18 protein-coding genes, 1 tRNA gene and 2 pseudogenes are annotated in these 21,237 nt (G+C 65.5%); 12 read left to right on the forward strand and 9 right to left on the reverse strand.

Going from position 1 to position 21,237, the window contains the following annotated elements; all coding sequences use genetic code 11:
* The first annotated feature begins 197 nt into the window (after positions 1–197).
* The 8 genes and pseudogenes from Q5Z11_RS05545 to Q5Z11_RS05575 all read left to right on the forward strand — a co-directional run bounded on the left by Q5Z11_RS05545 (position 198) and on the right by Q5Z11_RS05575 (position 7,570).
* Complete coding sequence (locus Q5Z11_RS05545; protein ID WP_303749072.1) at positions 198–842, forward strand: histidine phosphatase family protein; 645 nt, start codon at positions 198–200, stop codon at positions 840–842.
* A gap of 398 nt (positions 843–1,240) precedes the next feature.
* Complete coding sequence (gene folC / locus Q5Z11_RS05550; protein ID WP_303749073.1) at positions 1,241–2,515, forward strand: bifunctional tetrahydrofolate synthase/dihydrofolate synthase; 1,275 nt, start codon at positions 1,241–1,243, stop codon at positions 2,513–2,515.
* Between the two features lie 66 nt (positions 2,516–2,581).
* A pseudogene (locus tag Q5Z11_RS20720) lies at positions 2,582–2,804 on the forward strand (SPOR domain-containing protein); the annotation flags it as partial.
* Positions 2,805–2,860: 56 nt separating this feature from the next.
* A pseudogene (locus Q5Z11_RS05555) lies at positions 2,861–3,613 on the forward strand (SPOR domain-containing protein); the annotation flags it as partial.
* A 60-nt stretch (positions 3,614–3,673) separates the two neighbouring features.
* The gene (locus Q5Z11_RS05560) at positions 3,674–4,408 is read left to right on the forward strand and encodes a CvpA family protein (RefSeq protein ID WP_303749075.1); all 735 of its coding nucleotides are present in this window, start codon (positions 3,674–3,676) and stop codon (positions 4,406–4,408) included.
* A gap of 29 nt (positions 4,409–4,437) precedes the next feature.
* On the forward strand, positions 4,438–5,904 hold the full coding sequence (purF, locus tag Q5Z11_RS05565; RefSeq protein ID WP_303749076.1) for an amidophosphoribosyltransferase: 1,467 nt from the start codon (positions 4,438–4,440) through the stop codon (positions 5,902–5,904).
* Positions 5,905–6,075: 171 nt separating this feature from the next.
* Positions 6,076–6,846 (forward strand): ferritin-like domain-containing protein, encoded by a 771-nt coding sequence (locus tag Q5Z11_RS05570; protein ID WP_303749980.1) that lies wholly within the window; start codon positions 6,076–6,078, stop codon positions 6,844–6,846.
* A 265-nt stretch (positions 6,847–7,111) separates the two neighbouring features.
* On the forward strand, positions 7,112–7,570 hold the full coding sequence (locus Q5Z11_RS05575) for a COG3650 family protein (protein ID WP_303749077.1): 459 nt from the start codon (positions 7,112–7,114) through the stop codon (positions 7,568–7,570).
* Positions 7,571–7,841: 271 nt separating this feature from the next.
* Here Q5Z11_RS05575 and lpxH read toward each other — a convergent pair whose 3' ends face one another.
* The 8 genes from lpxH to Q5Z11_RS05615 all read right to left on the reverse strand — a co-directional run bounded on the left by lpxH (position 7,842) and on the right by Q5Z11_RS05615 (position 18,109).
* Positions 7,842–8,582 (reverse strand): UDP-2,3-diacylglucosamine diphosphatase, encoded by a 741-nt coding sequence (gene lpxH / locus Q5Z11_RS05580; protein ID WP_303749078.1) that lies wholly within the window; start codon positions 8,580–8,582, stop codon positions 7,842–7,844.
* 20 nt (positions 8,583–8,602) lie between these two features.
* Positions 8,603–9,145, reverse strand: a complete 543-nt coding sequence (locus Q5Z11_RS05585) for a phosphatase PAP2 family protein (RefSeq protein WP_303749079.1) — start codon at positions 9,143–9,145, stop codon at positions 8,603–8,605.
* Complete coding sequence (locus tag Q5Z11_RS05590) at positions 9,126–10,265, reverse strand: glycosyltransferase family 4 protein (protein ID WP_303749080.1); 1,140 nt, start codon at positions 10,263–10,265, stop codon at positions 9,126–9,128. The genes Q5Z11_RS05585 and Q5Z11_RS05590 overlap by 20 nt, the downstream gene beginning before the upstream one ends.
* Before the next feature lie 171 nt (positions 10,266–10,436).
* Positions 10,437–11,963, reverse strand: a complete 1,527-nt coding sequence (gene ppx, locus Q5Z11_RS05595) for an exopolyphosphatase (protein ID WP_303749081.1) — start codon at positions 11,961–11,963, stop codon at positions 10,437–10,439.
* Positions 11,964–12,139: 176 nt separating this feature from the next.
* On the reverse strand, positions 12,140–14,224 hold the full coding sequence (gene ppk1, locus Q5Z11_RS05600; protein ID WP_303749082.1) for a polyphosphate kinase 1: 2,085 nt from the start codon (positions 14,222–14,224) through the stop codon (positions 12,140–12,142).
* On the reverse strand, positions 14,221–15,561 hold the full coding sequence (phoR, locus tag Q5Z11_RS05605) for a phosphate regulon sensor histidine kinase PhoR (protein ID WP_303749083.1): 1,341 nt from the start codon (positions 15,559–15,561) through the stop codon (positions 14,221–14,223). The genes ppk1 and phoR overlap by 4 nt, the downstream gene beginning before the upstream one ends.
* A 90-nt stretch (positions 15,562–15,651) precedes the next feature.
* Positions 15,652–16,341 (reverse strand): phosphate regulon transcriptional regulator PhoB, encoded by a 690-nt coding sequence (gene phoB, locus Q5Z11_RS05610; protein WP_282269705.1) that lies wholly within the window; start codon positions 16,339–16,341, stop codon positions 15,652–15,654.
* A gap of 112 nt (positions 16,342–16,453) precedes the next feature.
* On the reverse strand, positions 16,454–18,109 hold the full coding sequence (locus tag Q5Z11_RS05615; RefSeq protein ID WP_303749084.1) for a M48 family metalloprotease: 1,656 nt from the start codon (positions 18,107–18,109) through the stop codon (positions 16,454–16,456).
* 129 nt (positions 18,110–18,238) lie between these two features.
* On the opposite strand from Q5Z11_RS05615, the gene grxC reads away from it, so the two are divergent.
* The 3 genes from grxC to Q5Z11_RS05630 all read left to right on the forward strand — a co-directional run bounded on the left by grxC (position 18,239) and on the right by Q5Z11_RS05630 (position 20,075).
* Positions 18,239–18,550, forward strand: coding sequence for a glutaredoxin 3 (gene grxC / locus Q5Z11_RS05620; RefSeq protein WP_405051653.1), 312 nt, complete (start codon positions 18,239–18,241; stop codon positions 18,548–18,550).
* Positions 18,547–18,939, forward strand: coding sequence for a carboxymuconolactone decarboxylase family protein (locus Q5Z11_RS05625; protein ID WP_303749086.1), 393 nt, complete (start codon positions 18,547–18,549; stop codon positions 18,937–18,939). The genes grxC and Q5Z11_RS05625 overlap by 4 nt, the downstream gene beginning before the upstream one ends.
* 131 nt (positions 18,940–19,070) lie before the next feature.
* Positions 19,071–20,075 carry an isocitrate dehydrogenase gene (locus Q5Z11_RS05630; RefSeq protein ID WP_303749087.1) on the forward strand — a complete coding sequence of 335 codons (1,005 nt, stop codon included), beginning with the start codon at positions 19,071–19,073 and terminating at the stop codon, positions 20,073–20,075.
* Positions 20,076–20,257: 182 nt separating this feature from the next.
* On the opposite strand, the gene Q5Z11_RS05635 is transcribed toward Q5Z11_RS05630, so the two are convergent.
* On the reverse strand, positions 20,258–21,019 hold the full coding sequence (locus Q5Z11_RS05635) for a Bax inhibitor-1/YccA family protein (RefSeq protein WP_303749088.1): 762 nt from the start codon (positions 21,017–21,019) through the stop codon (positions 20,258–20,260).
* 140 nt (positions 21,020–21,159) lie between these two features.
* Here Q5Z11_RS05635 and Q5Z11_RS05640 point away from each other — a divergent pair.
* A tRNA-Pro gene (locus Q5Z11_RS05640) sits at positions 21,160–21,236 on the forward strand.
* Position 21,237 lies beyond the last annotated feature (1 nt).

Genomic DNA, 21,237 nt, shown 5'->3' on the forward strand with positions numbered 1-21,237 from the left:
CGCCCGAATTGCAACCGTGCCGTTGGTGCTTTTACTGGTCGGGCGTGGCAGGCCAAGGAACAGTCTGACCATGCCGGAGGTTGGCGGCGGATCCGTATCGAAGGTAACCGTGGGCGGTATCGGCGCACGGCCGGGCTATGATGCCCCTCCCGCCACGTACAGCTGGCGGGGACCCCCATCAAAATGGAAACAGCTGCATGCGCATCCTGCTTGCCCGTCACGGCGAAACGCCGTGGAACGCCGAAGGCCGCTACCAGGGCCAGATCGACATTCCCCTCTCACCGGTGGGGGAGGCCCAGGCCAAGGCCTTGGGCGAGCGGCTGGCCGATGTGCAGATCACCCGCGCCGTGGCCTCGCCGCTGAGCCGCGCGCAGGCCACCGCCAAGGCTGCATTGGGCAGCGCACGTGAATCCATGTTGCTGACCGAGCCGGACCTGCAGGAAATCGCCCACGGTGAGTGGGAAGGCCTGCTCGCCAGCGAGATCGATGAAAAAGACCCGGCGCGCTTGCGCGCCTGGCGCGAGGAACCCGACACCGTGCTGATGCCCGGCGGCGAATCACTGCGGCAGGTGCTGGACCGCAGCTGGCGCGGCCTGACCGCCGCCGCCGAAGGCCTGGGCGAAGACGACACCTTGCTGGTGGTCGCTCATGACGCGGTCAATCGAGTGATTCTGTGCCGGATCCTCGGCCTGCCGATTTCCAAGCTGTGGAGCTTCCGCCAGGCCCCGACCACGTTGAACCTGCTGGAAGGCCCGGATGTCGAGCATCTGGAAGTGGTGCGCCTGAACGACTGCGCCCACCACACCCCGTTCTTCGGCGAAGCCAAGCACCGCGCGCTGTAATCGGACTACGTAAACCGCCTTTGGTAGTGCCGAGCCATGCTCGGCTGAGGCTCTACCGGTGAAGCCCTGCCGAGCATGGCTCGGCACTACGCTCCCTCGCTTTGCCGCAGTTGCACCCTCCCTTTCGCGTAGCGAAGGGGAGGGCTGGGGAGGGGTTGGCTCTACCGCTTCTGATCTTGCTGTGGCTTCGCGGCTTACGCCGCTCCTACAACCCTCCGGGCTGAGGCTCTACCGGTGAAGCCCCTGCCGAGCATGGCTCGGCACTACAGACAGCCCCGGCCTGACATGCCGGGAAGCTTGGCGGCCGGTTTCGTCCGCCGCTGTATCATGGGTGCCATTCCCGCGCGCAACGCGCAGCCGGCTTTCAGTGCCGGCCCATGATCCTGAGAGTCCTTCGCATGTCTTCCGCCCGTCCCGCCACGCTTGAACAGTGGCTCGCCCATATCGAACAGCAGCACCCGCAAGCCATCGCAATGGGCTTGGAGCGCGTGCGCGAGGTTGCCCAGCGCATGCAGTTGGGGCGGCCGGCCGAGCACTGCATCGTGGTTGGTGGCACCAATGGCAAGGGTTCGACCGTGGCCTTCATCGAGGCCATTGCCCGTGCAGCGGAGTGGAAGGTGGGTGCCTATACCTCGCCGCACCTCCTGCGCTACAACGAGCGCGTGCGCATCGATGGCAAGGATGTGGATGACGCCAGCCTGGTCGCCGGCTTCAACGCGGTCGAAGACGCCCGTGGCGACACCGCGCTGACCTATTTCGAATACGGCACGCTATGTGCGCTGTGGCTGTTCCAGCAGGCCGGTCTGGATCTGGCGGTGCTGGAAGTCGGCCTCGGTGGACGCCTGGATGCGGTGAATATCATCGACGCCGACGTGGCGGTGATCACCACCGTCGATATTGACCACGCCGATTGGCTGGGCAACGACCGCGAAGCCATCGGCCAGGAGAAGGCCGGCATCATCCGTGGCTGGAAGCCGCTGATCCTTGGCGAGATCGATCCGCCCTCCAGCGTGCTGCGTCGCGCCTATGTGCTCGGTGCCAATGCGATCCGCTTCGGCAGCGATTTCTTCGCCGAGGACATTGATGCCGAGCTCTGGCGCTGGCGTGATGTCTCGTTCCGCCTGGAGCTGCCGCAGCCGGCATTGTGGGCGCCTATCCAGCGCAACAACGCCGCCACTGCAGTTGCTGCCCTGCGCGCCCTGGACAAGCCGGTGCCGCGCGATGCGTGGGCGCAGGGAATTGCCGCTGCGCAGATCGTTGGACGCCTGCAGCGCTTCGAGCGCGCTGGCGTGGACGTGCTGGTGGATGTTGGTCACAACCCGCAGGCAGCCACTGCCTTGGCGGCCGCGCTCAAGGCGCAGCCAGCGCAGGGTCGCACCCTGGCGGTGTATGCCGCGTTGGCCGACAAGGACGCAGCGGGCGTGGTCGATGCCCTGCAGCCGCAGGTCGATGGCTGGTTCCTGGCTGGGCTGGAGGGCGCGCGTGGGCAGACCGCAGCGCAGCTGCGCGAGCGTCTGGCGCAGACCGCTGCCACCGACGCCAACCTGTCTGACGACGTAGGCAAGGCGCTGGACGCCGCGCTGGCCCAGGCCCGGCCAGGCGACCGGGTGCTGGTGTTCGGCTCCTTCCATACGGTGGCCGAAGCGCTGCCGGTACTCCGTTCAGCTGACTAGGACGCTGCCGCGCGTGCCCCGCATATAATCACCGGGGCACTCCGCCGCGCCGCGCATACGCCAATTGTGGAAACTCCTCTGAAACAGCGACTGATTGGTGCCATCGTTCTGGTGGCGCTTGCCGTGATTTTCCTGCCGATGCTGGTCAAAGGACCTGCGCCGGACAGTGGCGTACAAGACGTGCCGCTCAGCGCGCCTGCAGCGCCCGCCGAAGGCCAGTTCGAGACCCGTGAACTGCCGCTGGTCGCGCCTGGCGCACCGGCCGGTGGTGCCTTGGGCATGCCCGCCGCACAGCCGGAAACCGGCGTCGCCGCTGCCGTCGAGCAGCCGGCTAATGGCTTGCCGCCGTCGGCCGCCGCCGGCAACTACGCAGTCAATTTTGGTGCCTATGGCAGCGAGGCCGATGCCGACGCGGTTATTGCGCACCTGAAGAAATCCAATCTGCCGGGCTTCCGCCAGGCCGACACCATCAACGGCCGCCCGGCTTGGCGTGTGCGTATCGGCCCGTATGCCGATCGTGCCCAGGCTGAACTGGTGCGACTGGAAGCGGGCAAGGTCCGCAACGACGTGAATGCGCAGGTTGTGGTGCTCAACGCCACTGCCGAAAACGCCGTCGCTGCACCGACCGCTACCGCCGCTCCCGCTGCCAGCAGCACCGCTACCGCTGCAGTGACCACTGCACCGGTGCGCACCGAGGCCTTGCCGCCGGAGCCGGCCAAGCCGGTCGTGGCTGCGCCCAAGCCTGCGGCTCCAAAGCCGGAAGCGCCCAAGCCTGAGCCGGCCCGCCCCGAACCTGCCAAGCCGGTTGCGGCAACCCCGGCCAAGCCGGCAGTCACCACCCCGGCCGCTCCGGCTGCCAGTGGTGTTGGTTTTGCCGTGCAGCTGGGTGCCTTCGGCCAGGCCGCCGATGCCAATGCGCTGCGTGACCGTGCACGCGCTGCCGGCTTCAGTGCTTTCGTCGAACAGGTACGCACCGATAACGGCGTGCTCAACCGCGTCCGTGTCGGGCCGGTTGCCAGTCGCGAGCAGGCTGAGCAGCTGAAGGCGCAGGTCGCGGCCAAGGTCGGCATTGCCGGCATGGTCCGCCCGCATCCTTGATGCGGCACCACGTCCTGCTGAGCAAGCGCGCAACCCCATGCTGCACCTGCGAGGCGCGCGGTGATTGACCTGCTGCTGTTGGCGCTGATCGGCGTCTCAGCCCTGTTCGGGCTGATGCGCGGCTTGCTGGCGACCGTGCTCGGTGTACTCAACTGGCTGCTGGCCGGCGTTGCCGCCTTTTACTACGGCGAACGCGCGGCCTTGATGCTGGCCGACCAGGGCCAGCCCAGCGCTGGCGACTATGCCGGCGGCTATCTGCTGGTGTTCATTGGCGTGCTGCTGGCCGCGACCCTGGTCGGGCGCCTGCTGCGCGGTGTGGTGGATGCCACCGTGTTGCTGAAGTTGCCGGATCGCTTGCTGGGCCTGGCCCTGGGCATTGTGCGCGGCGTGCTGTTCGCGGTGCTGGCGGTACTGCTGCTGGGCTTCACCTCGATGCCCCAGGAGCCGGGCTGGCGCCAGTCCAGCGTGGTGCCGTGGCTGCAGCCGGCCGCCGATTGGCTGCGGGAAAAGCTGCCGCATCCACCTGAATCGCCGGCAATGGCGCTGATGGACTTGGGTAAGTCGGTGCTGGCAGGCGATAATGGCGGACCGAACGAAGCAGATGCGGGCAGTGGCTTGCTACCGGCGCCGTTGGAAGGGACGCGTTTTGATCCCCGCCAACGCAGCGCAGAAGAAAGCCGAGCTGACCCGGCGGGGGCGTTGCCCTCCAACATCGATCCGGCGCAGGTGCGCCCGGGTCAACTCAAGCCGATACGGGTTGAGCCTCAGGGCCAGGCACGGCCACCTTCACGTTAACGGGCATCGCCCAGCGGAGATCGCGCAACATGTGTGGCATCGTCGGAATCGTCGGCAACCAGAACGTCGCCGGGCAGCTTTATGACGGCCTGACCGTCCTCCAACACCGTGGCCAGGATGCGGCCGGTATCGCTACCGCAGACGGCACCCGCCTGCGCGTGGAAAAGGCCAACGGCCTGGTCCGTGATGTATTTGACGAGCGCCGCATGGCGCTGCTGCAAGGGCGCATCGGCATTGCCCATGTGCGTTACCCGACTGCAGGTTCGGAAGGCACCGACGAGGCGCAGCCGTTCTACGTCAACTCGCCGTACGGCATCGCGCTGGCGCACAACGGCAACCTGATCAATACCGAGGCGCTGCGTCGCCAGGTGTTCGAGGCAGACCGCCGCAACATCAATACCGATTCGGACAGCGAAGTGCTGTTGAACGTGTTCGCCTATGAGCTGGACGCACAGCGCATGCTGACCCCGGAAGCGGCGATCCGCGCCGTGGCTGGCGTGCACCGCCGCTGCAAAGGCGGCTATGCAGTGGTCAGCGTGGTGCTGGGCCTGGGCCTGGTTGCCTTCCGCGACCCGCACGGCATCCGCCCGCTGGTGCTGGGCAAGCGCGAGCATGCCGAAGGCGTCGAATACGCGGTGGCTTCCGAGTCGGTGGCGCTGGACGTGCTCGGCTTCGAGCGCATGCGCGACGTGGCGCCGGGCGAAGCCGTTGTCATCACCGAGCGCGGCGAGCTGTTCACCGAGATCTGCGCGACCAACACCCAGCAGACCCCGTGCATCTTCGAGTACGTGTACTTCGCACGTCCCGACTCGATGATGGACAACGTGTCGGTGCACAAGGCGCGCATGCGCATGGGCCAGAAGCTTGGCGAGAAGATCCTGCGCCTGCGTCCGGACCACGACATCGACACCATCATCCCGATCCCGGACACCTCGCGCGACGCCGCGCTGGAGATGTCCAACGTGCTCGGCGTGAAGTACCGCGAAGGCTTCGTCAAGAACCGCTACGTCGGCCGCACCTTCATCATGCCGGGCCAGGGTGAGCGGGTTAAGTCCGTGCGCCGCAAGCTCAATCCGATCCATCTGGAGTTCCGTAACCGCGTGGTGCTGCTGGTGGATGACTCCATCGTGCGCGGCACCACCAGCCAGCAGATCGTGCAGATGGCGCGCGATGCCGGCGCGCGCAAGGTCTACCTGGCCAGCGCCGCGCCGCCGGTGCGCTATCCGAACATCTACGGCATCGACATGCCGGCCGCCGAAGAACTGGTCGCGCACAACCGCAGCGTCGAGGAAATCGAGAAGCACCTGGGCTGCGATTGGCTGGTCTACCAGGACCTGGAAGACCTGGAAGTCGCGGTGCGTGAAGGCAACCCGGAGCTGAAGGAATTCGACTCGTCCTGCTTCAACGGCGAATACGTCACCGGCATCGAGCCGGGTTACTTCGAGCGCATCCAACAACTGCGCTCGGACGAAGCCAAGACCCAGCGCCGCGCCTGATCTGAAAGCCCCTCTCCCTGCGGGAGAGGGGTTGGGGTGAGGGCAGAACGAAGCAGTAATGTGCGAGCACCCATGAACCGGCAACAAGCACAGCCTGTAGCTGCGGACACAAGCTACCTCCCACCACCCGAGGCAGCAGACTTCTCCCTGCTCGACGCCGCCTGCATCTGCATGGCCGCCGCCGACCCGCTTGAGAAAGTCGCGCTCACCCAGCACTACGCCGCGCGCTACCGCGCTGGCACATTGAAGCTGCCGGCGGAAGCGCCGGAACCCGAACCGATCCGCGCGCCGGGCCGCCCGCCGCAACTGGTGCTGGTACACCCGCGCGACCTGCCTCGTCGTGGTCTGGGTTCCGTGGACGGCCGCGCCGCCTTCATCCACGCCATCGCCCATATCGAACTCAATGCCATCGACCTGGCCTGGGATGCGGTGTATCGCTTCCGCGGCCTGCCGGGTAGCTTCTACGCCGATTGGGTGAGCTGCGCCGATGACGAGTCACGCCATTTCGTGTTGCTGCGTGATCGGCTGTTGGCGCATGGTCAGGACTACGCCGATTTCCCCGCCCATAACGGCCTCTGGGAAATGTGCGAGAAGACCGCGCACGACGGCTTGGCACGCATGGCGTTGGTACCGCGGGTACTGGAAGCACGTGGGCTGGATGTGACGCCGGCGATGATCAGCAAGCTGCGTTCGCTGGGTGATGCCATGACCGCCGACGTACTGGAGGTGATCCTGCGCGAAGAGGTGGCCCACGTTGCCGCCGGCACGCGCTGGTACCACTGGTATTGCGCGCGCGTTGGTGTCGAGCCGCGCAAACGTTTCAAAGAGCTGCTGGGTGAGTATGCCGGTGGCTATCTGCGCGGGCCGTTCAACCTGGAAGCGCGCCTGTTGGCCGGTTTCGATGAAGACGAACTGGACTATCTGGTTGAACAGGCCGGTTGAGCAATGCCCGCAGTGAAGCTCGCTGGCGGCGCACTGGTGATGGCTCCCTGTGCTGGCATTGAACAAATCAACGATGAACGATTCCTGCAACTCGGGTCGAGTCTGATTGACGGCCGGCTCGCCAGCATTCCACCATCGGCTCGGTAGATGTGGCGTGCCGTATCCCGTGTATTTCACGGATTGATGCAAAGGCATGCACCATCATCAGGTCGAGTCGCATGTCCGTGTGTTCTCGATCGGCAACGATGCAGTCAAGGAGACAACAATGAAGCAGATTCTTACGCTGGCCGCGCTGGTGGTGGCTTTGTCGGCATGTAACGGGCCCAAGCCCGCGGCTGATTCCACTGCTGCTGCGCCGGCCCCGGTTGCGCCTGCCGCAGCGGCTGACGCAGCCGCTGCCAAGGATGATTTCCCGGTCATCGTGCAGGCCTCGGGTACCGAGCCGTTCTGGGGTGTGCGCGTGGATGGTGCCAAGCTCGACTACAGCACGCCGGAAACCCAGGCCAGCCCGCTGCATCTGGAAGGCAGCCGCGAGCTGCAGGATGGCTTGCTGGTAGTGCAGGGCGGGGAAGGCAAGGAGGCATTCCGGCTGACCTTGCAGCGTGCCGAGTGCTCGGACGGCATGTCCGACCTGAAGCATCCATTCACCGCCGAATTCGTGCTGGGCAAGGACACCTTCAAGGGCTGCGCCCGCGACCCGTCGGTGCCGGTGGAAGCCCCCTGACCAATGCTGGTTGTAGGAGCGGCGTAAGCCGCGAAACCACAAATGCAAAAACCGCCAAACAGGTCTGCAATCGCAGCCATGCTAGGCGGTTTTTTTGTACCAGCTTCGCGGCTCACCCCGCTCCTGCAAAATGTCTGGCCGCACCTTGTAGGAGCGGCATAAGCCGCGAAGCCACAAATGCAAAAACCGCCAAACAGGTCTGCGATCGCAGCCATATCTGGCGGTTCTTTTTGTGGCAGCTTCGCGGCTGACGCCGCTCCTACAAGTAGCGTCAGCCTAGCGCTTCCAGTCGGAACCCATCCGCATCCACGCGCAACACCGAGCCCTGCTCGTACCAGTCACCGAGCACGATGCGGGTGAAGCTGTGCTCGCCGGCGTTCACGGTGTGGATCGCCGGGCGGTGGGTGTGGCCGTGGATCATCGTGTGCACGCCATAACGCTGGAACGTGGCAACAACCTCGGCAGGCGCGACGTCAGTGACGGTCTCAAACGTTGCCTTGTCGTCCTGCTTCATTTCCGATTGATGGGCCTGGCTGGCGGCACGGGCTTTCTGTGCGAAGGCCACGCGTGCTTCCAGCGACTGCGACAGGAACTGGGCGATGAAGGCCGGGTTGCGGGTCTGTGCACGGAAGGCCTGATAGGCGACATCATCGGTGCACAACAGGTCGCCGTGCTGCAACAGCACCGGCTTGCCGTACAGCGTGATCACCGAAGGATCCGGCAGGATGCGCATGCCGGCACGGGCGGCGTAGTCGTTGCCGAGCAGGAAGTCGCGGTTGCCACGGATGAAGTACACCGGCACACCGGCATCGCTGACTTCACGCAAGGCCAGCGCGACCGCATCGGCAGCGCTGGAGGGCGTGTCATCGCCGATCCATGCTTCGAACAGGTCGCCCAGGATGTACAGCGCCTCGGCCTGCCGCGCTTCGCCGCGCAGGAAGTCGAGGAACAGTTCAGTGATGGCTGGACGGCTGGGGTCCAGGTGCAGGTCGGAGATGAACAGCGTTGTCATGCCCGCATTGTAGAGCCTGATCAGCCTGCGAGCAGCGGCAACAACTGCAGCGAGCCCGTGCCCAGCAGCACGCCGATGGCGGTAGCGGCCAGCACATCGCTGGGGTAATGCAGCCCCAGCACCACCCGCGACAGTGCTACGCCGAGGGTGAAGGGCAGCAGCAGCGGGGCCAGCCAGGGGTAATAGGCCAGCGCCACCACGGTGAACGACACCGCATGCAGCGTGTGGCCCGAAGGGAAGCTGTATTCATCCAGCGGCGCCACCCAGGCGCGGATGCGCAGGTCGGCGGCGAACGGGCGCGGCCGCCGGGTCCAGCGCTTGAGCAGCTTGTACAGGGTCAGTGCCAGCACGCCGGTGGCGGCCATGTGCGCGGACGCCTGCAGGCCGTCCAGGCCATCGGCCAGCACCAGCGCGCCCATCAGCATGTACCAGAACACGCCGTCACCGAGCCGGCTCAGCACCGAGAACAGGCGGCGGATGCCGCGGCGGCGGCCGTAGCGGTTTGCCCGCCGGCACCAGCGTGCCTCGCGCGCGGCGATTCCTTCAGGCGGCAGCAATCGCATGGCAGCGTCTCCGCGAGGCCAGTTCGCTGAGCAGGGTTTCGAACTCGGCGACTACCTGCTCTGGATGCAGGCGCTGCATCGCGCGGCTGGCATTAGCGCCGAGGGTGCTGCGCATTTCGTCATCGTTGGCCAGCTGTACGGCGGCGGCGATGAAGTTCTCATCGTTGTCCACTGCCACGCCGCTGTGGCCGCTACGCAGATGCTCGCGCGCCGCGCCGTAGTTGAAGGCCACCGTCGCCACGCCGCTGGCCATGGCCTCGAGGGTGACATTGCCGAAGGTCTCGCTGCGGCTGGCGAACAGGAACAGATCACCGCTGGCGAAATGCCGTGCCAGCGCCTCGCCGCGCTGCACGCCGCAGAAGATGAAGTCGGGGTTCTGCTCGGCCAGCTTCTCGCGCATCGGGCCGTCGCCGACCCACACGAAACGCGCCTTCGGGCGCTGCTGCTGGATGCGGCGGAAGGCCTTGATAGCCAGCCCCAGGTTCTTTTCCGCAGCGATGCGGCCAACATGGATCACCGCAAAGCCTTCGCCTTCGATGCCCCAGTCCGCTCGCAAGGCATCGTCGCGCTTGTTGGGGTCGAACTGGCTGCCATCCACCGCACGCGCCAGCAGCCGCGCCTTTGAAAAGCCATTGTGCTGGAGGAACTGCTGCAACTCGCGGGTGGGGACCAAGGTGGCTTCTGCTTGATTGTGGAAACGGCGCATCCAGCGCAGTGCGGTGGCCTGCAGCCATGCAGCGCCGTAGTCGGGCAGGTATTCATCAAAACGGGTATGCAGGCCGGAGGCGACCGGAATGCCCAGGCGCCGCGCGGTGCGCATTGCCGACCATCCCAACGGGCCTTCCGTGGCCACGTAGATTGCATCCGGGCGTTGTTGTTGCCACTGCCGCGCGAGCTGCAATGGGGCCGGGAGGCCAAAGCGCAGGCCGGGATAACGCGGCAGGCCGGCACCGCGTACCAGCAGTTCGTGGCTGGCGCCGCTGCTGTCCTGCTGCTGGCGTGGGCGCACGACATCGACGTCGTGGCCGCGTTTGCGCAGGCCGTGTTCCAGTCCCTGCACGGTCAAGGCAACGCCATTGACCTCCGGCGGATAGGTCTCGGTGACGATCGCAAAGCGCATGGCTGGCTCCCGGTTTTTGGCGAGGATGCGCGTAGCCGATGAAGCACCTGTTACGGTGATCTGACTGCTTTATGACGGCCCTGAATGACGAAAACCACGGCCTGCGAAGGGCCGTGGTTTTGGTTTGTCCAGCGTGGGCGCGAGCGCCAGTAAGGGTATGGCAGGGGCCGCTCAGGCCACGAACGGCCGGAAGCTGATGCCCAGGCCGGTCATGCCTTCAGCCTCGCCGACCAGATCCGCACGCAGCAGCGGACGGGCGTCGATGTAGTCCTTGGACAGGATCAGCGACAGGGCATTGCCGTCGACGGACAGTTCCAGGGTCGGGATCGGGTCCGATTCGTGCGCGCGGTGCAGCAGCACTGCCAGTCGCAGAATTGCCGCCGTGCGCTTGGCCGGCAGCAACAGACGCTCGGGCAGGGCTTCGAAAGCGCTCTTGGGAATGCCGCGACGATGGGTGCGGATCAGTGCCGCCAGCATCTGCTGTTCCTGGCGTGAGAAGCCGGCGATATCCGAATGCTCGATCACGTAGCTGCCGTGGGTGTGATACCCGCTGTGCGCGATCATCAAGCCCAGCTCGTGCAGGCGTGCGGCCCAGCCGAGCATGCGGGCATCGTCGACATCCAGCTTCCAGGCGTCGGACACCTGTTCGAACAGACGCTGCGCGGTGGCTTCCACGCGCTGTGCCTGGTTCTCATCGATGGCGTAGCGCTGGGTGAGCGCGGCCACCGACTCGTCGCGTGGATCGTTGTCGTTGGCGCGGCCCATGATGTCGTAGAGGATGCCCTCGCGCATCGCCGCCTTGCTGACCAGCAGCTTCTGCAGGCCCAGCGCCTGGAAGGCGGCTTCCAGCACCAGCACGCCGCCTGCGATGATCGGGCGGCGCTCGTTGGACAGCGTCGGCAGTTCGATCTCGTTGATGTTCTTGGCGCGCAGCAGTTCTTCGCGCAGCTGCGGAAGCGCTTCAGCGGTGATCGCGCCCTTGCTCAGCTTCATCGCCGCGCAGATCTCGCTGATCGCCTTGTGGGTGCCGGACGAGCCCAGTGCTTCCTGCCAGCCCAGTGCCTTGTACTTGTTGGCGAAGGGCTGGAACTCGGCGCCGATCTCGGTGAGTGCGTCCTTCCAGCGCTTCTTGCTCAGCTTGCCGCCGGGAAAGAAGCGCCGAGTGCTGGCGATGCAGCCGGCCTGCAGGCTTTCGCGTTCCAGCGTCTGCATGCCCTGGCCGATGATGAATTCGGTGGAGCCGCCGCCGATGTCGATCACCAGCCGGTGCTGGTTGGGCTTGGGCGGCTGTGCATGGGCAACACCAAGGTAGATCAGGCGCGCTTCCTCGCGGCCGCTGACCACTTCGATGGCGTGGCCGAGCGCGGTTTCGGCCGGCATCAGGAATGACAGCGGCGAGCGCAGCTGGCGCACGGTATTGGTGGCCAGCGCACGCACGCGGTAGGGCGGGATGTTGCGGATGCGCTGGCCGAAGCGGGCCAGGCATTCCAGCGCGCGCTGGCGGGCTTCGGGCGACAGGCCACCCTTGCCATCCAGGCCGTCGGCCATGCGCACGGTTTCGCGCAGGCGGTCCACCACCCGTAGCTGCCCGAGCAGGTAGCGCGCGATGACCATGTGGAAACTGTTGGAACCCAGGTCGATGGCGGCCAGCAGGTCGCCGTCCTGCAGGGGCGGTGGGGTCAGGGAAGACTGGGGCATGACGGAATGGTAGCGGATGAAGTAACCAGGGACATAGATGTGGGATCCGGGAACCAGTGGCGACGCGGTCTGCGACAGGTGGCCCAGACGCTAACGGTCGCCCACGTAGGAACCAGTGAAAGCGGGCGGTGCCCGCTGTTGCACTGGCTCTTCCATCTGTTCCCGGTGGCTGTTGCCTACAGCCCTTCCATCAATGCCTGTTGCGCCGAATGTGGCGGCTGGCCGGGTGCGGGCTCGCACTTGATGTAGCGGCCGTCTTCCTGCAGGTCCCAGGCATTGAGGTTGTCGTCCAGGTAGTTCTGCAGTACTTCGCGGTAGATGCGCCGGGACAGATCGGTGTCCAGGATCGGGAAGCAGGTCTCCACGCGACGCAGCAGGTTGCGCTCCAGCCAGTCGGCGCTGGCGCAGTACAGCTCGGGCGCGCCATTGTTGCCGAACCAGTAGACGCGGCTGTGTTCGAGGAAGCGACCGACGATCGAGCGCACGCGGATGTTGTCCGATACGCCTTCCACGCCGGGGCGCAGGGTACAGGCGCCGCGCACGATCAGGTCGATCTGCACGCCGGCCTGCGAAGCGGCGTAGAGGGCGCGGATCACCTGTGCCTCGTTGAGGGCGTTCATCTTGGCGATGATGCGCGCTGGTTTGCCTTCCAGCGCCAACCTGGTCTCGCGCTCGATGCGCTTGATCAGGCCCGCGTGCAGGGTGAATGGTGATTGCAGCAGGCACTTGAGCTTCATCTTCGGGGCCAGCCCGGAGAGCTGCTGGAACAGCAGGTGCACATCGTTGCCGATGTCCGGATCGGCGGTGATCAGGCTCAGGTCGGTGTACGCGCGGGCGGTACCGCTGTGGTAATTGCCTGTGCCCAGGTGCACGTAGCGGCGCAGCTTGCGGCCTTCGCGGCGCACGATCAGCAGCATCTTGGCGTGGGTCTTGTAGCCGACCACACCGTAGACGACCTGCACGCCGGCATCCTGCAGGCGATCGGCCAGGCCGAGGTTGGCCTCTTCATCGAAACGCGCGCGCAGCTCGACCACGACGGTGACGTCCTTGCCGTTGCGTGCAGCCAGGATCAGCGCCTCGACAATCCCCGAGTCCTTGCCGGTGCGGTACAGGGTCTGCTTGATCGCCAGCACATTGGGATCGACCGCGGCTTCGCGGATCAACTCCAGCACGGTGCTGAAGGAATCAAACGGATGGTGCAGCAGCACGTCGCCCTGCGCGGCGGTCTCGAAGATGCCTTCCGGCGACTTGAACACGCGCGGGGTCATCGGCGGGTACTTCAGGTCCGCGCGCTGCAGCAGGTCATACACCTGGATCACGCGGTTGAGGTTGACCGGGCCATCGATGCGGTAGGCCGCGTTTTCGGACAGGCCGAAATTCTGCAGCAGGGTCTGCATGATGGGCTTGGGGCAGTCATGGGCGATCTCCAGCCGCACCGCAGGGCGATAGCCGCGGTCGACCAGCTCATCGCGCAGCGCCAGCGCCAGGTTCTCCACTTCTTCCTCGTCCACCACCAACTCGGAGTTGCGGGTGACGCGGAACTGGTAGGCACCCTGCACATCCATGCCCGGGAACAGCTCGTCGACGAAGGCCGACAACACTGCAGACAACAGCACGAAGTTCTGCGGGCCGCCCAGCGACTCCGGCAGCTGGATGATGCGCGGCAGCGAACGTGGTGCACGCACCAGCGCCAGATGGCCGGCGCGGCCGAAGGCGTCGGTGCCCTTGAGCACGACCACGATGTTCAGCGACTTGTTGAGGATCTTCGGGAACGGGTGCGACGGGTCCAGGCCGAGCGGCGACAGCACCGGCATGATCTCGTTGCGGAAATAGGCGCGCAGCCAGCGGCGCTGGCGCGGCGTCCAGGTCTTGTTGGCGAGGATGCCGACACCAGCTTCGCCCAGGGCCGGGCGCAGTACCTGGTTCCAGCAGCGGTACTGCTGGTCCACCAGTTCGGCGGCGCGGTCATGGATGGCATTGAGGATGGCCTGCGGGCTCATCCCATCCGGTGCCGGCGGCAGGCCGAATTCCTGTGCATGGCGGACCGCGGCGGCGCGGATCTCGAAGAACTCATCCAGGTTGGTGCAGGAGATGCACAGGAAGCGCAGCCGCTCCAACAATGGCACCTGCTCATCCATCGCCTGTGCCAGCACGCGGAAATTGAAATCCAGCTGTGACAGTTCCCGGTTGATGTACAACGCCGGATCACGCAGGGGATCGGGGCCGACGACGGGAGTGGCGAGGGGCGGAGGAGGGGTCATGCCGGAAAGTCTTCCATGGACAGGGGCGAGGGGGATGCATTGCGCGGGCGTACATGCTCGGCGTCGAAGTGGCAGGCAAAGGTGCTGCCCTGGCCGACTTCGCTGCGGATCTCCAGGCGTGCCTGGTGCAGGCCCAAAATGTGTTTGACGATGGACAGGCCCAAGCCGGTGCCGCCGCTTTCGCGCGAACGGCTGCTGGAAACCCGGTAGAAGCGTTCGGTCAATCGCGGCAGGTGATTGGCCGGAATGCCATAGCCGGTGTCGGTGACCGCCAGCACCGCGCCGTTGCCCTCGCGGCTGAAGGTCAGGCTGATGCGGCCACCGGCTGGTGTGTAACGCACGGCATTGGTCAGCAGGTTGGAGAAGGCACTGTGCAGCTCCTTGTTGGAGCCTGCCAGGTCCACCCCGGCCTGGTCTTCAACCGTGATCGTATGGCGGCCCTGGCTGTGTGCTTCGGCCTCACGCCGCAACGAGGCCAGCATCGAGGTCATGCTCACCGTTTCCAACTCGGCGTGCTGCTGCGATTCCAGCCGCGACAGGGTCAGCAGGTCTTCGACCAGCTGTGCCATGCGCTGCGATTGCTTGCGCATCTCCGACAGCATCGGACCGGTATCGGGGAAGTCTTCCGGGTCCATCATGTCGAGGTAGCCATGCACCACGGTCAACGGCGTGCGCAGCTCGTGCGAGACGTTGGCAACAAAGTCGCGGCGTACCTGTTCCAGATGCAGCAGCTTGGTCACATCACGCGCGACCAGCAGCCAATGGTGATCCGAGTACGGGATCAAGCGCATATGCAGGCGGATGGCGGGATCGACCGGCGAGTTGGCATCCAGGATCGGTTCGGCATTGCGCCCACCGGCCAGCCAATGCGCAAGCGGCAGCGGCTGCAGGCGCGGCACCAGCGCAGCTTCCATGTCGGCGGGGTGCTGCAGGCCAAGCAGGGCGGTGGCGGCTTCATTGAACCACTGCACGCGCTGGGTGTTGCGGTCGACCACCACTACCGCATCAGGCAGCGCGGCGGCGGCGGCGCGGTAGCTGCGCAGCATCTCGACCAGGCGGCGCTTGCGCGCGCGCATTTCCTGCTGGTTGCGTGAAAGCAGGCGGTCCAGTTCGTTCCAGACACCAACGCCTTGCGGCGTGTCCCAGCGCTGGCGAGCGGTCAACCGCAGCAACAGCTGGCGCAGGCGCCAGTAGTGCCAGGTCAGGATGGCCATGGCGGTGATCGCCACGGTCAGCGCGGGATGGCCCAACAACGCACCCAGCCCCCATGCCAGCAACAGCAGCGCGGCCACGGTGGCCAGCGTCTTCAACCAGGCAGATCGGAATTGGCGGGGCATTGCACTCTCGGTGTTGCTGGATGGATCCGTCGGGGCTACGGAGGGGTGTTGCGGTTATGGCATTGCCTGCGGCCATGCGGCCGCAGTGATTCAGGTGGCTGCGGAGAAGCGGTAACCGGCGCCGCGCACGGTCTGCACCATGTTCTCGGCGCCGAACGGCTCCAGCGTCTTGCGCAGTCGACGGATGTGCACGTCGATGGTGCGTTCCTCGACATAGACGCTGCCACCCCAGACATGATCCAGCAACTGCGAGCGGGTATAGACGCGCTCCGGGTGGGTCATGAAGAAGTGCAGCAGGCGGTATTCGGTGGGGCCGATCGGCACCGGCACGTCACCGGCAAATACGCGGTGCGCAGCGCCATCGATGCGGATGTTGCCAACGCCGACGCTGCCATCCTCGTCATCGTCGCGGGTGCGGCGCATCACCGCACGGATGCGTGCCAACAGCTCGCGCGCCGAGAACGGCTTGACCACATAGTCGTCGACGCCGGCTTCCAGGCCGCCGACGCGATCATTTTCTTCACCGCGTGCGGTGAGCATGATGATCGGCACATCGCGGGTCAGGACTTCCTTGCGCCAGCGGCGGGCCAGCTCCAGGCCGCTGGTGCCGGGCAGCATCCAGTCCAGCAGGATCATGTCCGGTACCCGGTCGGCAATGGCGGTCTGCGCTTCGAGTGCGTCGCCGGCATGGACCGGGTCGTACTCACCCTTGCGCAGGGCGAAGGCGACCATGTCACGGATCGCGGGTTCGTCATCGACAATCAGGATACGTTTCTGCACGTGGCGCCTACCGGAATGCCCATCAATAAGGGATGTGCTCAGTAGACTACGGTTTGATGACGGGTTTGTGACATGGGCGAGCGCCAAACCCGTCAATTTGTCGCGGGCAGGTTCACTTTCGTGACATTTCCGGGTCGTGCACGCCGAGCCGGCGCATTTCCAGCACGGTCGGCATGATTGATTCGATACGCGCATCCACCCTCGAGCGGCTCACGTAATCCAGTCCGGGCTGCTTGAGCAGGGCCTGGAACTGGATCAAGGCCTGCTCGGGACGGCCATTCAGATAGGCGGCTTCGGCATAGGCCTCGCTGGCGCGGGTACTGTCGCCGGCCAGTTCGCTGGCGCGGGCGAAGGTGGCCTGGAACACCGGGTCGTCACTCGAACGGGCCAGCAGCGGCCGCAGCATGGCCTGCGCGCGCTGGCCGGCAGCGACGCCGCCCTGTTCATTGAGGATGCGCGCGTAGGTCAATGCCACCGGCCGGCTCTGCGGCAGGCGCTTGAGCAGGGTGTCGAAGCGCGTGTTGGCATCTTCATGGCGACCGCTACGCGATTCGGCCTCGCCCAGGGCCAAGTTCACCCACAGGTTGTCCGGGTATTCCTGCAGCAACTGCTGCAGTTCCGGAAGGGCCTGGGTTACGCCACTGGCGCCGCCATCACGCAGGCGGGCGATGGCCACGCCGTAGCGCTGCGGGTCGGTCAGGCCGTTCTTCTGGCTGCGCTTGAGGCCTTCGTACTCGCGCACCAGCTCCGACGGGGTGGTCGCGCTGAGCACGCGCAGGCGCTCGCGGGCCCAATCGAACTGGCCGGTCGGGCCACGCGGCAGGCTGTTGCCGGGCAGCGAGAGCTGCAGGCCGGCCGGCAGCAGCGGGTTGCCGCCGCTCAGCGGGCTGCTGCTGGTATCGGGTGCGGAAGGATCGACGCGCTCCTGCAGGACCCCGGTCGGGGTCTGCGTGGTCAGCAGCACCGTGTCCTTCTTCATCTGCTCGGCGCGGGCCTTGGCTTCGCTGATGCGGGTGATGTTGACCGGGTGGGTGCGCAGGAAGTCCGGCGTGGAGTAGCCGCCCTCGTTGCCCCGCATCGCCGCCGACATGCGCTCGAAGAAGCCGGCCATCGCGTCCACGTCATAGCCGCTGCGGGCCAGGGTGCGGATGCCGAGGCGGTCGGCCTCGGATTCGTTGGAACGGGTGAAGTTGATCTGGCGCTGCTGCATCAGCCCCATGCCCGAGGTGATCGCAGCCATGGTGGCGTCGCCGGAGGAGTTGCCGCCGGCCTGCTGGGCGGCGACCACCGCTGCCAGCATGCCAAGCAGGATCGGGATCTGGTCACGCTGCGCGCGCTCCACCCCGCGCAGCACGTGCTGCTGGGTGACGTGCGAGATTTCGTGCGACAGCACCGCCGCCACCTCGTCCTCGCGCTCGGCGGTGAGGACCAGGCCGGCATTCATGCCGATGTAGCCGCCCAATGTGGCAAACGCATTGATCTGGCGGTCCTTCATCATGAAGAACGTGTACTTCTGCTGCGGTTGCGCGCTGTTGGAGCCGAGTCGGGTGCCCATGGTGCTGAGCCAGTCATTGACCAGCGGGTCATCCAGCAGGTAGCCATAGTTGCGCAGCTCGCGCAGCATCATGCCGCCGTACTCCGCCTGCCGCGCCGGGGTCAGCAGCTCGCCGGCCGACGAACCGATGTCGGGCAGCTTGCTGTCGTCGGCACGGGACAGCGGGGTGGCCAGGGCCAGGGTTATGGCGGTGGCAAGCAGCAGGTTGCGCAAGCGGTGACTCCGGGTAGTGACAGGGCGGAGGATGACGGGGAAGCGGGGCGCCGGTGTGAAGCGCAGGTTAACCCGCTGTGTTCTGCCGGTGGCATCGAAAATCCGCACGGCCGGTACCATATACAGACAATGTTTCCACTCAGGAGTTTCGTTGTGACAACTTCAACCAGCGCCGGTGCACCGGAGATCACCATCTACTCCACCGCCGTCTGCCCGTATTGCGTAGCGGCCAAGAATTTCCTGAAGAGCAAGAACCAGTCCTGGACCGAGGTCCGGATCGACCTGGATTCGGCCGAGCGCGAGAAAATGATGGCGTTGACCAAGCGCACCAGCGTGCCGCAGATCTTCGTCGGCGACGTTCATGTGGGCGGCTACGACGACATGATGGCGCTGCACCGCGCGGGCAAGCTGGAGCCGTTGCTGGCCGGGCAGGGCGCATGAGCGCCGGGACCGAGAAGGACCGCCTGGCCGAATTCACCGAATTCCGCCAGCGCATGAACCAGCGCATCCTCGCCGAGCCGAACCAGGTGGTGCGGCGCTTCTTCGCGCTCGACACCCAGACTTACCAGGCCGGCGCGCTGGACGTGAAGACCAAGGAGCTGCTGGGCCTGGTCGCCTCGATGGTGCTGCGCTGCGATGACTGCATCAGCTACCACGTGGCCCAGTGCAAGGAGGCCGGGGTCAGCCGCGAGGAGTTCTTCGAGACCTTCTCCGTAGGCCTGGTGGTGGGCGGCTCGATCGTCATCCCGCACCTGCGGCGGGCGGTGGATTTCCTCGACCAGCTCGAGAACGGCGCCGCCGAGGCACCGGCCGGACACGAGCACAGCTGAACCCCAGACCTTTGTCCAGTTGGGGCTGGCGCGGCTGATCAGGCATAATTGACAGTTGAAACCTTTTCAATCGCGCCGGGTTCCGGGCAGCCGGATGGCGCATTCCTCCTCCCTGTTCGGAATACCTAGAAATGACGCAGACAATCACCGTCATCCGTGGCGATGGCATCGGCCCGGAAATCATGGACGCCACCCTGTTCGTGCTGGACAAGCTGGGCGCTGGCCTGAGCTATGAGTTCGCCGACGCTGGCCTGGCCGCGCTGGAAAAGCACGGTGAGCTGATCCCGGCTTCCACCCTGGAATCGATCAAGAAGAACAAGGTCGCCCTGAAGAGCCCGCTGACTACGCCGGTCGGTGGCGGTTTCAGCTCGATCAACGTTGCCCTGCGTCGCCAGTTCGACCTGTACGCCAACGTGCGCCCGGCCATCTCGTTCCCGAACACCAAGTCGCGCTACGAGAACATCAACATGATCACGGTGCGTGAGAACACCGAAGGCGCCTACCTGGCCGAAGGCCAGGAAGTGTCGGCCGACGGCGAGACCGCGTTCTCCGGCACCCGCATCACCCGCAAGGGCTCCGAGCGCATCGTGCGTTACGCCTTCGAGCTGGCCAAGAGCACCGGCCGCAAGAAGGTCACCGCCGTGCACAAGGCCAATATCATCAAGTCGACCTCGGGCCTGTTCCTGGACGTGGCGCGCGAAGTCGCCGCCAAGTATCCGGAAATCGAGTTCCAGGAAATGATCGTCGACAACGCCTGCATGCAGCTGGTGATGCGTCCGGAGCAGTTCGACATCATCGTCACCACCAACCTGTTCGGCGACATCATCTCCGACCTGTGTGCTGGTCTGGTCGGCGGCCTGGGTCTGGCCCCGGGTGCCAACATCGGCGTTGACGCAGCCATCTTCGAAGCCGTGCACGGCACCGCGCCGGACATCGCTGGCCAGGGCAAGGCCAACCCGGTCGCCCTGCTGCTGGGTGCTGCACAGATGCTGGACCACGTCGGCCAGCCGGAAAACGCCGAGCGCCTGCGCAAGGCCATCGTTGCCACGATGGAAGCCAAGGATTCGCTGACCGGCGACCTGGGCGGCACCGGCACCACCATGGGCTTCGCCCAGGCCATCGCCAGCCGTCTCTGAGTGCGGCTGCGGTAGTTGCTGGTACAGAAAACGGAGCGCGCAAGCGCTCCGTTTTTGTTGATGTAGTGCCGAGCCATGCTCGGCAGGGGCCTTATCGGTAATGCCATTGCCGAGCATGGCTCGGCACTACAAAACAGCAAGGGCGCCCAATGGGCGCCCTTGCTGCGCAGCTTGCAACAGCCTCAGTTGCGCGACTGCAGCTTCGACAGCAGGCGCAGGAACTCGATGTACAACCACACCAGGGTGACCATCAGGCCGAACGCGCCGTACCACTCCATGTACTTCGGTGCGCCGGCTTCCACGCCGCTCTCGATGAAGTCGAAATCCAGCACCAGGTTCAGTGCGGCGATCACCACCACGAACAGGCTGAAGCCGATACCGATCAGGCCGGACTCGTGGATGAAGGGGATATTGATGTTGAACAGGCCCAGCACGATGGTTGCCAGGTACACCAGGGCGATGCCGCCGGTGGCTGCGACCACGCCCAGCTTGAAGTTCTCGGTGGCCTTGATCAGGCCACTGCGGTAGGCGAACAGCAGCGCGAACAGCGTGCCGAACGTGAGGATCACCGCCTGGAACACGATGCCGTTGAAGCGCGCTTCGTAGATGGCCGAGATCGAGCCCAGGAACAGGCCCTCCGCCAGTGCATACAGCGGGGCGCTGACCGGTGCCCAGGTCTTCTTGAAAATGGTCACCAGCGACAGGATGAAGCCGACGATCAGGCCGCCCCACATGTAGAGCTTGGCTGCCGGCAGCAGCTCGCCGCTGTCGCTGATGGTGCCGTTCCAGGCAAACGCCGCGGTCAGCGCGGCCAGCAGCAACAGGATGCCGGTCTTGTTGACGGTGCCGTTGATGCTCATCGCATCGGCGCCGCGTGACACCACGCTGCCGCTGCCAAGGTCGAGGAAGGTGGATTCGGAAAGGGCAGGGTTGCCGCTGCGCATGCAATGCTCCGTTGCTATGAAGTGGGCGGGAATCGACCACCAGCATACCCAATTCAAACAAAGTGAAATTTACCGTTGACAGATAGGCGCGTTCTTCCCACAATAGCCGACCTTTCCGGGGCATCGGAAGGATTCACCGCCGGGGTATAGCGCAGTCTGGTAGCGCGCCTGCTTTGGGAGCAGGATGTCGGGGGTTCGAATCCCTCTACCCCGACCAT

The organism is Stenotrophomonas sp. 610A2, assembly GCF_030549615.1.
GTDB classification, from domain to species: domain Bacteria; phylum Pseudomonadota; class Gammaproteobacteria; order Xanthomonadales; family Xanthomonadaceae; genus Stenotrophomonas; species Stenotrophomonas pigmentata.

What these genes read in the sequence shown, in the direction of transcription:
- Q5Z11_RS05545 (WP_303749072.1), top strand. Translation starts at nt 198, where the DNA reads ATGCGCATCCTGCTTGCCCGTCACGGCGAAACGCCGTGGAACGCCGAA.
- folC (WP_303749073.1), top strand. Translation starts at nt 1,241, where the DNA reads ATGTCTTCCGCCCGTCCCGCCACGCTTGAACAGTGGCTCGCCCATATC.
- purF (WP_303749076.1), top strand. Translation starts at nt 4,438, where the DNA reads ATGTGTGGCATCGTCGGAATCGTCGGCAACCAGAACGTCGCCGGGCAG.
- Q5Z11_RS05570 (WP_303749980.1), top strand. Translation starts at nt 6,076, where the DNA reads ATGGCCGCCGCCGACCCGCTTGAGAAAGTCGCGCTCACCCAGCACTAC.
- Q5Z11_RS05575 (WP_303749077.1), top strand. Translation starts at nt 7,112, where the DNA reads ATGAAGCAGATTCTTACGCTGGCCGCGCTGGTGGTGGCTTTGTCGGCA.
- lpxH (WP_303749078.1), bottom strand. Translation starts at nt 8,582, where the DNA reads ATGACAACGCTGTTCATCTCCGACCTGCACCTGGACCCCAGCCGTCCA.
- Q5Z11_RS05585 (WP_303749079.1), bottom strand. Translation starts at nt 9,145, where the DNA reads ATGCGATTGCTGCCGCCTGAAGGAATCGCCGCGCGCGAGGCACGCTGG.
- Q5Z11_RS05590 (WP_303749080.1), bottom strand. Translation starts at nt 10,265, where the DNA reads ATGCGCTTTGCGATCGTCACCGAGACCTATCCGCCGGAGGTCAATGGC.
- ppx (WP_303749081.1), bottom strand. Translation starts at nt 11,963, where the DNA reads ATGCCCCAGTCTTCCCTGACCCCACCGCCCCTGCAGGACGGCGACCTG.
- ppk1 (WP_303749082.1), bottom strand. Translation starts at nt 14,224, where the DNA reads ATGACCCCTCCTCCGCCCCTCGCCACTCCCGTCGTCGGCCCCGATCCC.
- phoR (WP_303749083.1), bottom strand. Translation starts at nt 15,561, where the DNA reads ATGCCCCGCCAATTCCGATCTGCCTGGTTGAAGACGCTGGCCACCGTG.
- grxC (WP_405051653.1), top strand. Translation starts at nt 18,239, where the DNA reads ATGTTTCCACTCAGGAGTTTCGTTGTGACAACTTCAACCAGCGCCGGT.
- Q5Z11_RS05625 (WP_303749086.1), top strand. Translation starts at nt 18,547, where the DNA reads ATGAGCGCCGGGACCGAGAAGGACCGCCTGGCCGAATTCACCGAATTC.
- Q5Z11_RS05630 (WP_303749087.1), top strand. Translation starts at nt 19,071, where the DNA reads ATGACGCAGACAATCACCGTCATCCGTGGCGATGGCATCGGCCCGGAA.
- Q5Z11_RS05635 (WP_303749088.1), bottom strand. Translation starts at nt 21,019, where the DNA reads ATGCGCAGCGGCAACCCTGCCCTTTCCGAATCCACCTTCCTCGACCTT.